The following is a 12,733-nucleotide window of genomic DNA, read 5'->3' as shown; positions in this document are numbered from 1 at the left end:
TGAAACGCGGGCATTGCCTGTCATAAATGAGTTAAAAGCGATGGCAATACACTATTTTCGGGCTCGACCTGCACCCCTGGCGACAGTGATCGGATTAATACTTGCAGGTTCATCGCAGGCGCTTTTTGCCGGTGAGACATTTAATGCCGAACTGGTTGAACTTGATAATCCAGGAAGAGGGAGAACGGATTTATCGGCATTTGAATCCGGATCGCAGGCACCCGGCACCTATCACGTCGATATTGTTCTTGATGACCAGCTAATGGCGACCCGCGATATCACCTTTACTGCAGTAAAAGACGAAAAGGGCAATGACGTCCTCCGGCCGTGCCTGAGTCTTGACCAGTTAAAACAGTGGGGCGTAAGAACCACGCTTTTCCCGCAGCTGGCGGCGAACAACGGTGAATGCGCAAACCTTCAGGCGATCCCGCAGGCCAGTAGCGATTTTCAGTTTGGCGCACAGCGGCTGGTGATCAGCATTCCTCAGGCCGCCATCGACCTGCCAGCCAGGGACGCGGTTCCGCCAGAGATGTGGGATGAGGGGATTAATGCCGCCATGCTTAATTACAGTCTGAGCGGCGCAAACGCGTGGGCGAAGAACACTCGCGGCAGCCAGAATGATAGCCAGTACGCCAACCTGCGCCCCGGGGTCAATATCGGGCCGTGGCGCTTACGTAATTACACTACCTGGTCACGGGATTCCACCGGTGAGGATCGGTGGGACAACGTGTATACCTATGCGCAGCGCGCCGTTATTCCGCTGAAAGCACAGCTGATTATCGGGGACAGTACCGCACCGGCGGATGTTTTCGACAGTATGCCATTTCGCGGCGGTCAACTGGCCTCGGATGATGACATGCTGCCGGACTCTCTTAAAGGTTATGCGCCCGTGGTCCGCGGCATCGCGCGAACCAATGCGCAGGTGGTGGTCCGCCAGAATGGTTATCAAATTTATCAGAGCTACGTGGCGCCAGGCGCGTTTGAAATCTCGGACATGTATCCCACCGGCGGCGCAGGCGATCTGGATGTGACCATCAAAGAGGCTGACGGGAGTGAGCAGCATTTCACGCTGCCTTATGCCTCGCTGCCGGTCCTGCAGCGGGAAGGACGACTGAAGTATGCGGTGACGGCCGGGCAGTATCGCGCCTACAACAGCCGCGTGGAGAAAACGTCTTTTGGTCAAATCACCGGTATTTATGGGATTCAGCACGGCATCACCCTTTACGGTGGGATGCAGGGGGCTGATAAATACCGTTCAGTGGCGTTTGGCATCGGTAAAAACATGGGGGATATCGGCGCGATCTCTGCCGACGTGACCCAGGCCTGGTCAACGCCGAATAACACCGACAAAACATCCGGTCAGTCCTTGCGCGCGCGTTACAGCAAAAATATGGCGAAGACCGGGACAAACTTTTCAATTGCGGGATACCGATATTCAACCCGTGGCTATTACGGGATGCAGGACGTGCTGGATTCCTACGGCGACAGCAGCGCCCTGCAGGACCGGCGGCGTAACCGTGCTGAACTGACCATGAGCCAGACGCTGGGCGGCGCGCTGGGTTCACTGACGCTCAGCGCCGCACGCGAAGATTACTGGAATTCTGGTCAGGCGATGGCCTCCTGGAGCGTGGGCTATAACAATGACTGGAACAACGTCAGTTACGGTTTGACCTGGACCTACAGCAAGAATGGACGCGGGAGCGCACAAAACGCGGACCACGATCGGTTGCTGGCCTTTAACGTCAGCGTACCGTTGGACAAATTCTTGCCGCGTACCTGGGCTAACTATGGCATGAACGCCAGTAAGCACAACGGCACGACGCACGTGGTCGGGCTGAACGGCGTGTCTCTGGAAAACAGTGCCCTGAACTGGAACGTGCAGCAAGGTTATGGCACACAGGGCACGGGAAATACCGGCAACCTGAACGGCGACTATAAAGGCACCTATGGCGAAATTGTCGCGGGCTACAGCTACGACAAACACAGCGAGCGCCTGAATTACGGGTTGCAGGGGGGCGTCATTGCTCACCGTGACGGCATCACGCTTTCGCAGCCGCTCGGTGAAACCAATATCCTGGTGAAAGCGCCGGGTGCACACGGTGTCGATATTCGCAATCAACCCGGGGTTCGTACGGATTACCGCGGGTATACGGTGGTTAACAATCTGTCGGTATACCGAAAAAACGACATCACTCTTGAGCCGGAAACTATGCCGGATGACGTGGAGCTTGAGATTAATACGCGCACCGTAACACCGACCCGCGGGGCGATAGTGGAAGCCGATTATGTGTCTAAAATCGGGCGCCGGGTGTTAATGACCCTGTCCGACGGGCAGTATGCCGTTCCGTTTGGTGCGGTCGTCACGCTCAAAGGCGACAGCAACAGCAGCTTTATTGTGGGCGACCGTGGTCAGGTCTATTTAACGGGACTGCCCGGGCAGGGAGAAATCGTGGCAACCTGGGGAAATCAACCCGGTCAGCAGTGCCGCGCGCAGTTTAGCCTGCCTGCACAACCCACCTACGGCGGAATAACCGACGTTAACGCGCTTTGCCGCCAGGAAGGTTAAAAATGAAATTTGCTTTATCTCTGATCCTGCTCTGTTTACTGAGCGGGTGGAATAGCGCCCGTGCCGGCACCTGTACAACCATCACGCCGCAAATATCGACGATATCTGTGGGCACGATTAACGTGCAGCGTGATGCCCCCGTGGGCACCATTATTTTTTCTCGCGCCGCCTCATCAACGGGAACCTATTTAACGGGATGCTCTAACCCGCTGATGCTGGGATTCAGTATGCGATATAACAATGGGAACCTGAGCAGCTACGGTAACCATGTTTATGCCACCAATGTCAGCGGTATTGGTATTCGCTTTTCCTCGGGGAATTATTTCGAAAACCCGGTTTACACGTTTTCGTATAACGCGGTGACGTCGTATGTAGATTGGTTTGGTGGAAAAGTTGAGCTGGTGGTGACCGGCCCGGTAACGTCGGGCGCTTTAACGCCGGGCGTTATCGGAACCGTGGCGCTTCAGGGAAGTGACGGTGTTTATCGTGACGGTCTGACGGTCCAGTTAACTGACGGCACAATTAATGCGCTGGCATGCACGATAACGACGGCGCAGTTGACGTTCCCGATAGGCGATATTCCGGCCTCATCGTTTGGCTCCGTTATTGGAACCACGCCATCCGGCGCCCAAAATACGCAAAATCTGGGGTTAACCTGCAGTGCCGGCACCAATATCAGTGTGTCACTCAGCGGTATGCAAAATCCGGACAGCGCCAATACCAGCGTCATGGCATTAACCGGTCAGGGGAATGCCGGTACGGCAAAAGGGGTAGGGGTTCAGCTACTTTATAACGGCTCTCCTTTGGTAATGAACGGTCGCCTGTTATTAAAACAGTCTGCGGGAGGACAGGAGACGCTCCCGTTAACCGCGCGCTATTACCAGACGTTAACCACCGTGGAATCAGGCTCGGCAAATGCGTCAGCCACGCTCACGATAACCTATCAATAACCGGTGAGATGATGAAAATAATTCCCGCGGCGTTGCTTGTGTCGGGTTTACTGTGCGGCAAAGCGCTATGTGCAGACAGCGTAAATATCGGGGTCACCGGAAATATCGTGGCCTCACCCTGCCTGTTTAATAACGGCAATACGAATCTCGATATTAATCTGGGCAATATCCAGGCAAGTAATATGGTGACGCCAGGATCATCCTCAGACCCGGTTACGTTTGATCTGTTATTTACCCAATGTCCGGTGGGGACGCGTAGCGTCACCGCTACCTTTACGGGTACACCCGACCCTGTTGCCGGCGCCGACTATTACATTAACCGCGGTACGGCCACCCACGTGGCGATAGCAATGCGCGAGGCCGGAAGTGGCATACTGAAAGGGAACGGCTCCAGCATGACGGAATATATCGCCTCAGACCGGACGGCGAAGATGGCGATGCAGGCTGCGGTTATATCCACCGGAGGCAGGGCGACGCCCGGCACCCTCAGCGCAGTGGTGGTCATTACGCTGCAATACAATTAAGTCGCGCGGGATTTCACGCGCATTTTTGCTTCCCGTCGGTGTGGTCTATGTTGAATATTTTAATTAGCGAGACGGATTCGTTATTTCAGTCTGGTCTGCAGTATTTTTTTATGGATTTCTTTTGGCGTAATTTTAATGACTGTATTCATTTTGATTATGAAATGACGCCGCATAACGTCAGCACGGCGGATATTATTGTCCTCTCTTTATGCCAGGGAGAAACCCTGACCTGTTTTCCGGAATTACAGTCACGGCAAAAAGGCATTGTGATCGGCTGGGTTGATGATGAGCAACGCTCTACGGCGTCGCAATCCTGTTATCAGGATATTATTTTCATCTCCCGCAGGGCCTCTCTTGACATGATTGGTGAGACGGTATGGTGCGCGTGGCGTAAAGCGCAGTTGAAGGGGCATGTGCTGCAGAAAACGTCCTGTTTCGATTGCGAGCATAAGATATTATCACCGCAGCAAATACGCATCGTCATGAACCTGTATAAAGGCTTATCCGTTATGCAGACGGCAGACGTGTTACAGATCGGCTATAAGACCGTTTTTGCGCACAAGTACATGATCATGCAAAAATTTAACCTGCGAAGTGATTATGAGCTTATCGCGCTGCTCAACAGGATGGTGAAGAAAAACGGCACCCCCAATATTTTTCGTGATTCTGTGAGACAGGGTTTCCAGGACCGCCCTTGTTTTGAGGCGTTTATATAAAGAACAAAAAATCTATGACTACTGATATTTAGCGATGTTACATATGATTATAAGCAAACGTATAAAGAGGCTCGCCGTGGCGAGCCTCTTTTTCCTCAGACGTTTACTGCCGTGATTAACCGCGTCTTCATGGTCTGATAAGACGACGCCGCAAAGTCTTCCGCCCAGCGTTGGTCTTCAATCGCCTCAAGCTTAACCGCACAATACTTGGTTTCTGGGGTTTTGGAGACCGGGTCAAGGTTATCCTGCGTCAGTTCGTTACAGGCGCCAATCCACCACTGGTAGGTCATATAAACCGCACCGGCGTTGATGCGCTCGCTGATGCTGGCACGGGTAATGACTTTGCCCCGACGGGAATGCACCCACACCAGCTGCCCGTCTTTAATGCCCAGGCTGTCCGCATCGAGGGGGTTCATTTGTACACGGCCTGGTTCGTCGGCAAGGCTTTGCAGCGCGGCGCAATTGCCGGTCATTGACCGGCAGGAGTAGTGGCCGACCTCACGCACGGTGCAGAGCACCAGCGGATACGTTTCGTCCGGGATCTCGGCTGGCGCGCGCCAGGCTGCCGCAAAAAGCTGGCCTTTGCCGCTCGGCGTATCGAACTGGTTATCTTTATAGAGATACGGCGTCCCCGGGTGATCGAGCGTTGGACACGGCCATTGCACATGGCCCATTTCACCCATTTTTTCGTATGTCACGCCATAGAACAGCGGACAGAGCTCGCGCATCTCGTCCCAGATCTGCTGGTTGGATGCGTAATGCATCGGGTAGCCCATTTCGGTAGCAAGCAGGCTGATGATCTCCCAGTCCCGTTTCACGTTGCCGCTGGCCTCAATGGCTTTACCGAAACGCTGGAAACCGCGGTCGGCACAGGTAAAGACGCCACTGTGTTCTCCCCACGATGTGGCAGGTAACAGAACATCCGCCACTTCCGCCGTTTTCGTCATAAAGATGTCCTGAACCACCACAAAATCGAGTGCTTCAAAACCGCGGCGCACCAGCCCCAGATCGGCTTCAGTCTGCAGCGGATCCTCGCCCATGATGTAATAGGCTTTTACCTTACCTTCCAGCGCAAGGTGAGGGACTTCGGTGATACGCGTTCCAACCTCTTTGTCCATAATCCCGACATCGATTCCCCAGGCAGTGGCGAATTTCTGCCGGACCGCCGGGTCCGTAACGTCCTGATACCCCGGGAACATATTGGGCAGAACGCCCATATCACATGCGCCCTGAACGTTGTTTTGACCACGTACTGGCCCAACGCCGACGGCAGGTCGACCAAGATTTCCGGTCAGCAGCGCCAGGCTGGAGAGACCTTTGACCACGTCTACAGCCTGACCAAATTGCGTTACGCCCATGCCCCACATGACGGTGGCGGAAGGCGCAGCCGCGAACGTCCGCATCGCCTGACGCACATCCCGGGCTGGAATGCCGGTGAGATGTTCGACGTTTTCGGGCGCGTAGTCTTTAACCGTTTCTCGATAAGCGTCAAGCCCTTCGGTAAAGCGAGCGACGTAGTTTTTGTCGTACAGCTCCTCTTCCAGAAGGACATAGCCAAACGCATTGACCAGCGCCATGTTGCTGCCGTTTTTCAGCTGCAGGTGCTGGTCGGCAATGCGTGCGGTTTCAATGCGACGGGGATCGCAGACGATGATTTTCGCGCCATTTTCGCGGGCTTTTAAGACCCGACGGGCGACGATGGGGTGCGAATCGGCGCAGTTATAGCCAAACACCAGCAGGCATTTTGAGTTTTCAATATCGTTAATGGAATTGCTCATTGCACCGTTGCCGAGGGTTTCCTGTAACCCGGCAACAGAAGGGCCGTGACAGACGCGCGCGCAGCAGTCCACGTTGTTGGTATTCAGCACCGCACGGGCAAATTTTTGCATCACATAGTTCGTTTCATTCCCTGTTCCCCGGGAGGAACCGGTGGTCATGATGGACCGCGGGCCATACTGCTCTTTTATGCTCCTGAGTTTATGGGCGGTATAGCGGATCGCCTCTTCCCAGGTGACGGGGGTAAAAGCCTCTCCCTTGTGGTAGCGGATCATGGGCTGAGTCAGACGGGGGGTAAGCAGACGCGTATCGTTCAGGAAGTCCCAGCCATAAAAGCCTTTCAGGCACAGGGTGCCCTGGTTTGTTACGCCTTCGGCCGCTTCGGCACGGAGGATACGGTTATTTTCGACGACAAGGTTTAATTTGCAGCCTGCACCACAGTAGGGGCAGACGCTGGCGATTTTTTTCATCAATAACAGACCTGTTAAGAAATGAAGCAAAGTTGACTGGGTAGCCCAGTCCCGTAAACGGGAGTAAGCAGGAACCATGCCACATTTACTTTGTAGGTTTTACAGGGTGTTATACGAGGAGGGAAGGTGTCATCGTCAGCCCGATCGTCAGTTTTGACGATGACACGTTAGCCTTCACAGAGGGGAGGGTTTTTAGAGATCGTCCATGGTGTGACCCACAACGATTTCCAGGGTCTTACGAATGACATCTGCCTGCACAACGTCGTTTGTGGATTCCAGCGTCTGGATCAGCCACAAAATGATCGCTTTGTTGGACAGGTGTCCTTCAGAAGCCAGAACACAGCGTACTGCAGTAGAAAAAACAGCGGACTCTTCAGCAAAACGATCGCCTGCGTGACGGAAATATTCCGACAGCGCGCTTTCTAAAAAAGCGGAATGGTATTCGGGTTGAAGCTGAATATTTTGTCTCATTTGTTCTCACCGTAGCTGTAAAATTGCAGTCAATGTATTTTTCTGGGATCGGACGGTTTTCCATTTCCAAATAACGGCACTACATTGTCTCTTTTAACGTTGAGAGATCCCTCTCTATCGGTTCGTCCTTGCGCGGTTCTGCGACGTTTCAGGGCGATGTTGTTTGAACCGATGTCGGCAATCACCATCGCAAGTGTCTCCCGCCGCTGGGGATCCTTTTCATGCGCTTTCATATCCCGCAGACGCTGAACCAGAGCTTCGGTTGTGACGGGGCCTCGCTCTTTCAAAAGAGAAAGAACGGCTTCACCGATAAGCTGGTCAATCAGTCGGTCTGCATCACTGCTGTTCATAACATTACCGTTCGAAAAGCAGACCAAGCAGCATGTGGTAATGCTGTTCCTCTTCAGGCCCATCGGCCTTTTCGAGGCGGCTTAAGAGTTTGGTACAGAGCGATTTGCGATTCAGATTTCGCCCGTCGCTAAGAATCTCAACCACGACCTGACCGAGCGTCTCCTGTTGGGTAGGAAGCGCGGCCTTCTCGAAGTAGTGCGCGATCGCTGCTGCTGAATCTGCGACATAGTCCTTCTGCTGCATGTTTCGCTCCTGTAAAAAAATGTAATCACTAACGTTACATTTAAGGTATACACAATTTCCAAATCTGTACATAGAAAATGTACAATTTTTTAAAATAATTGTGATATATTTTATAAATTCTATGTTTATCAGTCTGTTGAGTCATAAAAATGAAGCGTTTCCGTTACAGAATATATTGTACAATACGCACGGTGATGGATAAGTTGTACAACGCAGGAAACGGTTGCATTAGGTGTCGTAAATGGTTGAGATGTAAATTATTTGTCACGTAATTAATATGCTATAACAGATGTTTACCGACGTGTTTTGTGGCCAACCCCTAACCCCCTTCAGGATAAGCATGCTTACAACCATCATATACCGCAGTCATATCTGCGAGGACGTTCCAGTGAAAGCGCTGGAAAACATGGTAGCTGCTGCAAATAGTAAAAACCGGCAATCCAATGTCACGGGGATCTTGCTGTTTAACGGCACGCATTTTTTTCAGTTGCTCGAAGGCCCAGCGGAAAACGTTTCATCCATTTACGAGCAGATTTGCCAGGACACGCGCCACCATAACGTGGTGGAGCTGATGCGCGATCACGGCCCCTCCCGACGCTTCGGCAAGGTTGGCATGGAGCTTTTTGACTTGCGTCAGTTCGACAGGGAAGAGGTGCTTCAGCAGGTTCTCGACAAAGGCACCAGCAGGTATCAACTGACATATAGCGATCGCGCCCTGCAGTTTTTCCGCACCTTCGTGGAGGCCACGGAGAAAGCCAACTATTTTGAACTGCCCCCTGCAGATGCCTGGGATTTTATCCCGGAAGAGACGCCTTTATCGGCGCAACCGGAGGTGGTGGCTAAAGGCGCGGATTGCAGCTTTGCGTTCCAGCCTATCGTGGATCCGTTTATGCAGCAGGTCGTCTCCTGGGAGGCCTTGATCCGCACGCCCACCGGTGAATCGCCCGGGGCCTATTTTGCCCAAATTCCTCGTGAAGAGGTGTACGCCTCTGATTTGAAAAGCAAGCAGGTTGCGCTCTCCATGGCGAGCGCACTAGGATTACAGGATCAGACATTATCCATTAACCTGCTGCCCATGACGCTGGTCAACGTGCCTGGCGCCGTGGATTTCCTGCTGACGGCCATTGACGCGAATGGCTTTGTGCCGGAGCAGATTGTGGTGGAATTCACCGAGAGCGAAGCGATTTCCCGTTTTGAAGAGTTTACCCATTCGGTCAGGCAGCTAAAAAGTGCCGGTATCAGCGTAACCATCGATCACTTTGGTGCCGGTTTTGCCGGTCTGCAGTTACTGGCGCAATTCCAGCCTGACAGAATTAAGATTAACCGCGATCTGGTCGCGAATGTGCACAAAAGCGGCCCGCGGCAGGCCATCATTCAGGCGATTATCACCTGCTGTTCCTCGCTGGAGATCCAGTTCTGTGCCGTCGGCGTTGAGAAGCCTGAAGAGTGGATGTGGCTGGAGTCTGCAGGCATTTCCCAGTTCCAGGGGCACCTGTTTGCCAGCCCGCGTCACGGGGGAATTCCGGCGATCGCGTGGCCAGAGAAGAAGTTTGAATTTTGAGAAAGCTGTACATAAACCTGCAAGCTTGACTGTACGCGCGGCAAAATTTGTACAACAATACATTAACGGGTGAAGGAACTTGTATACCCTTCACCCGCTCAAAAAGAGGCCTTAGTTATACAAATGGTTTGTACAATCTGATAAGGTTGGTCTGGTTGGGTATGGAAGTTCTAAGCGTGAGGGAGTTAATGGCCTATTACAGTATCGGCGAAGTGGCCGAACGATGCGGTATCAACCCCGTTACGCTGCGTGCCTGGCAGCGCCGTTATGGATTGTTGAAGCCGCAGCGAAGCGAAGGGGGCCATCGTCAGTTTGACGATGAAGATATCCTGCGTATTGAAGAGATCAAACGCCTGATGAAAAGCGGCGTTTCGGTCGGCAAAGTCAAAGGCTTGCTGGAAAACAAAGAAGTGATGACTCAGGGTAACTGGGCATCAATCCAGGAAGAGATGATGACGGTTTTGCGTTATGCCAGCCCGGCAAAGCTGCGCGCCAAAATAGGCGAATTCCGCCGCGATCACGCGATGGATGCGCTTATCGATAATATTATTTCTCCCGTTCGTCAGCGAATGAATCAGGATCAAAATACGGTGCGTCATATGGCGAGCCTGCTTGACGGTGTGCTGATAGAATTTGCTGTCGCAAGCCTGGCGGAGTCACGTAAGAAAGCCGGTAAAGATGCTCTGCTTATTGGCTGGGAGTGCGATGACCGCACCCACCTGTGGCTTGAGGCTGCGCGTCTGGCACAGAAGGGGTGGCATATTGACGTGCTGGCCGACCCGATTGATTCCCCTCGTCCGGAGCTTTTCCCTGGGCAAAGAATTTTCGTCTGGACCGGTAAAGCGCCGACGCCGCGTCAGCAGGAACTGCTTGACCACTGGCGTGAACAGGGTTTTGTTGTCTCCTTTCATCATTAATTTCCGCAGGCCTTGAAGGCCTTTTTTTTTGCTCGTCGTTCCCCTGGATAAAATCTATCTTAAAAATAGGCATTTCCGATGCATATTTTATTTTTCCCCTTTACTCCGCTTTTCTGATTCGATAACCCATTATTTTTCAAAGTATTGAACAATTAAATCCATCCCGCCCGCATCCGCTGACAGGGTCTATGCTTAATAAAAGTATGCAAAAAGGGCGATTTAGCCCAATGCCCCTGCTGACAGAGGGTTGAAGTGATAATCGTTATCACTAACATGGTGTTATGCCCTGGGGCTTATTAGATGAGGTGGACCTATGGAACTGCATTCAGAAACCTTCAATCCTGCCGACTTCGCCTGGCGTGGCTTAACGCTCACGCCAGCGGCGGCGGCACATATTCACGAACTGGTGGCGAAAAAGCCAGAGATCCTCGGCGTGCGCCTGGGGGTGAAACAGACCGGCTGCGCAGGATTCGGTTACGTGCTCGATACCGTCACAGAACCCGAGAAGGATGATCTGGTATTCGAAACTGACGGCGCAAAATTGTATGTCGCCCTGCAGGCCATGCCGTTTATTGACGGCACGGAAGTGGACTACGTACGTGAAGGTTTAAACCAGTTATTCAAATTTCATAACCCGAAAGCCCAGAACGAATGTGGGTGCGGCGAAAGCTTTGGGGTATAGGCGGTACTATGTCTCGTAATACTGAAGCAACGAGTGATGTTAACACCTGGAGTGGCGGCCACCTCAATTATAAAGAGGGGTTCTTTACCCAGCTGCAGACCGATGAACTGGCGAAAGGCATCAATGAAGATGTCGTCCGGGCGATCTCGGCCAAGCGTAATGAACCTGAGTGGATGCTGGAGTTTCGGCTGAGCGCCTTCCGGGCGTGGCTGGAAATGGAGGAACCTCACTGGCTGAAAGCGCATTATGACAAGCTGAACTATCAGGATTACAGCTACTACTCTGCGCCATCCTGCGGGAGTTGCGACGACACCTGCGCCTCACAGCCTGGCGCGGTGCAGCAAACCGGTGCGGACAACAGCTTCCTGAGCAAAGAAGTGGAAGAGGCGTTTAACCAGCTGGGTGTGCCCGTTCGCGAAGGGAAAGAGGTGGCGGTGGACGCCATTTTTGACTCCGTCTCAGTGGCGACAACCTACCGTGAAAAACTGGCAGAACAGGGGATTATTTTCTGCTCCTTCGGCGAAGCGATTCACGAGCACCCTGAGCTGGTGAAAAAGTACATCGGCACCGTGGTGCCAAGTAACGATAACTTTTTTGCCGCGCTTAATGCGGCGGTAGCGTCTGATGGCACCTTTATCTACGTGCCAAAAGGCGTTCGCTGCCCGATGGAGTTGTCGACCTATTTCCGCATCAACGCGGAAAAAACCGGTCAGTTCGAACGCACCATTCTGGTGGCCGATGAAGGCAGCTACGTCAGTTACATTGAAGGGTGCTCTGCACCGGTCCGTGACAGCTACCAGCTTCACGCCGCGGTGGTTGAAGTCATCATCCATAAAGATGCCGAGGTGAAATACTCCACGGTGCAGAACTGGTTCCCGGGCGATGGCAACACCGGCGGTATTCTGAACTTCGTGACCAAGCGTGCGCTGTGCGAAGGCGAAAACAGCAAAATGTCCTGGACCCAGTCGGAAACCGGCTCTGCGATCACCTGGAAATACCCGAGCTGTATTCTGCGTGGGGATAACTCGATCGGTGAGTTCTACTCCGTGGCGCTGACCAGCGGCCATCAGCAGGCAGATACGGGTACCAAGATGATCCACATCGGTAAAAACACCCGGTCGACCATTATTTCCAAAGGCATCTCCGCCGGGCACAGTCAGAACAGCTATCGTGGGCTGGTCAAAATCATGCCGACGGCCACCAATGCCCGAAACTTTACCCAGTGTGACTCAATGTTAATTGGCGCAGACTGCGGGGCACACACCTTCCCGTACGTTGAATGCCGTAACAATACCGCCCAGCTTGAGCACGAGGCGACGACGTCACGTATTGGGGAAGATCAGCTCTTCTACTGCCTGCAGCGCGGGATCAGTGAGGAGGATGCCATCTCAATGATTGTGAACGGCTTCTGTAAGGATGTGTTCTCTGAACTGCCGCTGGAATTTGCCGTTGAAGCCCAGAAACTCCTCGCCATTAGTCTTGAACACAGCGTCGGTTAAGGAAAGC

At 53.0% G+C, this 12,733-nt stretch carries 12 protein-coding genes; 8 read left to right on the top strand and 4 right to left on the bottom strand.

The window, feature by feature from the left end; genetic code table 11:
• Positions 1-40: 40 nt before the first annotated feature.
• From AAIR21_RS04830 to AAIR21_RS04815, 4 genes are read left to right on the top strand one after another with little or no spacing between them, the layout of a single operon-like run.
• On the top strand, positions 41-2,566 hold the full coding sequence (locus tag AAIR21_RS04830) for a fimbria/pilus outer membrane usher protein (RefSeq protein WP_106503970.1): 2,526 nt from the start codon (positions 41-43) through the stop codon (positions 2,564-2,566).
• Positions 2,567-2,568: 2 nt separating this feature from the next.
• On the top strand, positions 2,569-3,516 hold the full coding sequence (locus AAIR21_RS04825; protein ID WP_106503971.1) for a fimbrial protein: 948 nt from the start codon (positions 2,569-2,571) through the stop codon (positions 3,514-3,516).
• An 8-nt stretch (positions 3,517-3,524) separates the two neighbouring features.
• Positions 3,525-4,040 carry a fimbrial protein gene (locus tag AAIR21_RS04820; protein ID WP_080471947.1) on the top strand — a complete coding sequence of 172 codons (516 nt, stop codon included), beginning with the start codon at positions 3,525-3,527 and terminating at the stop codon, positions 4,038-4,040.
• Positions 4,041-4,087: 47 nt separating this feature from the next.
• Positions 4,088-4,756 carry a LuxR C-terminal-related transcriptional regulator gene (locus tag AAIR21_RS04815; RefSeq protein WP_148575823.1) on the top strand — a complete coding sequence of 223 codons (669 nt, stop codon included), beginning with the start codon at positions 4,088-4,090 and terminating at the stop codon, positions 4,754-4,756.
• A gap of 95 nt (positions 4,757-4,851) precedes the next feature.
• On the opposite strand, the gene fdhF is transcribed toward AAIR21_RS04815, so the two are convergent.
• From fdhF to ycgZ, 4 genes are all read right to left on the bottom strand, one after another.
• Complete coding sequence (gene fdhF / locus AAIR21_RS04810; protein ID WP_183516426.1) at positions 4,852-7,002, bottom strand: formate dehydrogenase subunit alpha; 2,151 nt, start codon at positions 7,000-7,002, stop codon at positions 4,852-4,854.
• Positions 7,003-7,194: 192 nt separating this feature from the next.
• Complete coding sequence (locus AAIR21_RS04805; protein ID WP_014169732.1) at positions 7,195-7,473, bottom strand: biofilm development regulator YmgB/AriR family protein; 279 nt, start codon at positions 7,471-7,473, stop codon at positions 7,195-7,197.
• Positions 7,474-7,502: 29 nt separating this feature from the next.
• Positions 7,503-7,823, bottom strand: coding sequence for a hypothetical protein (locus tag AAIR21_RS04800; RefSeq protein WP_020884369.1), 321 nt, complete (start codon positions 7,821-7,823; stop codon positions 7,503-7,505).
• Positions 7,824-7,827: 4 nt separating this feature from the next.
• Positions 7,828-8,067, bottom strand: a complete 240-nt coding sequence (gene ycgZ, locus AAIR21_RS04795) for a regulatory protein YcgZ (protein ID WP_020884368.1) — start codon at positions 8,065-8,067, stop codon at positions 7,828-7,830.
• A 340-nt stretch (positions 8,068-8,407) separates the two neighbouring features.
• Here ycgZ and AAIR21_RS04790 point away from each other — a divergent pair, with 340 nt between their 5' ends.
• The 4 genes from AAIR21_RS04790 to sufB all read left to right on the top strand — a co-directional run bounded on the left by AAIR21_RS04790 (position 8,408) and on the right by sufB (position 12,726).
• Entirely contained in the window at positions 8,408-9,628 is a 1,221-nt protein-coding gene (locus AAIR21_RS04790; RefSeq protein WP_025204373.1) for a diguanylate phosphodiesterase, read from the top strand.
• Positions 9,629-9,816: 188 nt separating this feature from the next.
• On the top strand, positions 9,817-10,545 hold the full coding sequence (locus AAIR21_RS04785; protein WP_020884367.1) for a MerR family transcriptional regulator: 729 nt from the start codon (positions 9,817-9,819) through the stop codon (positions 10,543-10,545).
• A 313-nt stretch (positions 10,546-10,858) separates the two neighbouring features.
• The gene (gene sufA / locus AAIR21_RS04780; protein WP_008500631.1) at positions 10,859-11,227 is read left to right on the top strand and encodes a Fe-S cluster assembly scaffold SufA; all 369 of its coding nucleotides are present in this window, start codon (positions 10,859-10,861) and stop codon (positions 11,225-11,227) included.
• An 8-nt stretch (positions 11,228-11,235) separates the two neighbouring features.
• Complete coding sequence (sufB, locus tag AAIR21_RS04775) at positions 11,236-12,726, top strand: Fe-S cluster assembly protein SufB (protein ID WP_020884366.1); 1,491 nt, start codon at positions 11,236-11,238, stop codon at positions 12,724-12,726.
• Positions 12,727-12,733: the final 7 nt, after the last annotated feature.

Source organism: Enterobacter sp. PTB, assembly GCF_051130085.1.
Taxonomy (GTDB): Bacteria; Pseudomonadota; Gammaproteobacteria; order Enterobacterales; family Enterobacteriaceae; genus Enterobacter; species Enterobacter ludwigii.
The sequence above is the reverse complement of the archived record's forward strand: the minus strand, read 5'-3'. Positions and strand labels throughout refer to the sequence as shown.

Bases quoted from the DNA above. Each gene is read 5' to 3' on its own strand.
- AAIR21_RS04830 (WP_106503970.1), top strand. From the start codon at position 41: ATGGCAATACACTATTTTCGGGCTCGACCTGCACCCCTGGCGACAGTG.
- AAIR21_RS04825 (WP_106503971.1), top strand. From the start codon at position 2,569: ATGAAATTTGCTTTATCTCTGATCCTGCTCTGTTTACTGAGCGGGTGG.
- AAIR21_RS04820 (WP_080471947.1), top strand. From the start codon at position 3,525: ATGATGAAAATAATTCCCGCGGCGTTGCTTGTGTCGGGTTTACTGTGC.
- AAIR21_RS04815 (WP_148575823.1), top strand. From the start codon at position 4,088: ATGTTGAATATTTTAATTAGCGAGACGGATTCGTTATTTCAGTCTGGT.
- fdhF (WP_183516426.1), bottom strand. From the start codon at position 7,002: ATGAAAAAAATCGCCAGCGTCTGCCCCTACTGTGGTGCAGGCTGCAAA.
- AAIR21_RS04805 (WP_014169732.1), bottom strand. From the start codon at position 7,473: ATGAGACAAAATATTCAGCTTCAACCCGAATACCATTCCGCTTTTTTA.
- AAIR21_RS04800 (WP_020884369.1), bottom strand. From the start codon at position 7,823: ATGAACAGCAGTGATGCAGACCGACTGATTGACCAGCTTATCGGTGAA.
- ycgZ (WP_020884368.1), bottom strand. From the start codon at position 8,067: ATGCAGCAGAAGGACTATGTCGCAGATTCAGCAGCAGCGATCGCGCAC.
- AAIR21_RS04790 (WP_025204373.1), top strand. From the start codon at position 8,408: ATGCTTACAACCATCATATACCGCAGTCATATCTGCGAGGACGTTCCA.
- AAIR21_RS04785 (WP_020884367.1), top strand. From the start codon at position 9,817: ATGGCCTATTACAGTATCGGCGAAGTGGCCGAACGATGCGGTATCAAC.
- sufA (WP_008500631.1), top strand. From the start codon at position 10,859: ATGGAACTGCATTCAGAAACCTTCAATCCTGCCGACTTCGCCTGGCGT.
- sufB (WP_020884366.1), top strand. From the start codon at position 11,236: ATGTCTCGTAATACTGAAGCAACGAGTGATGTTAACACCTGGAGTGGC.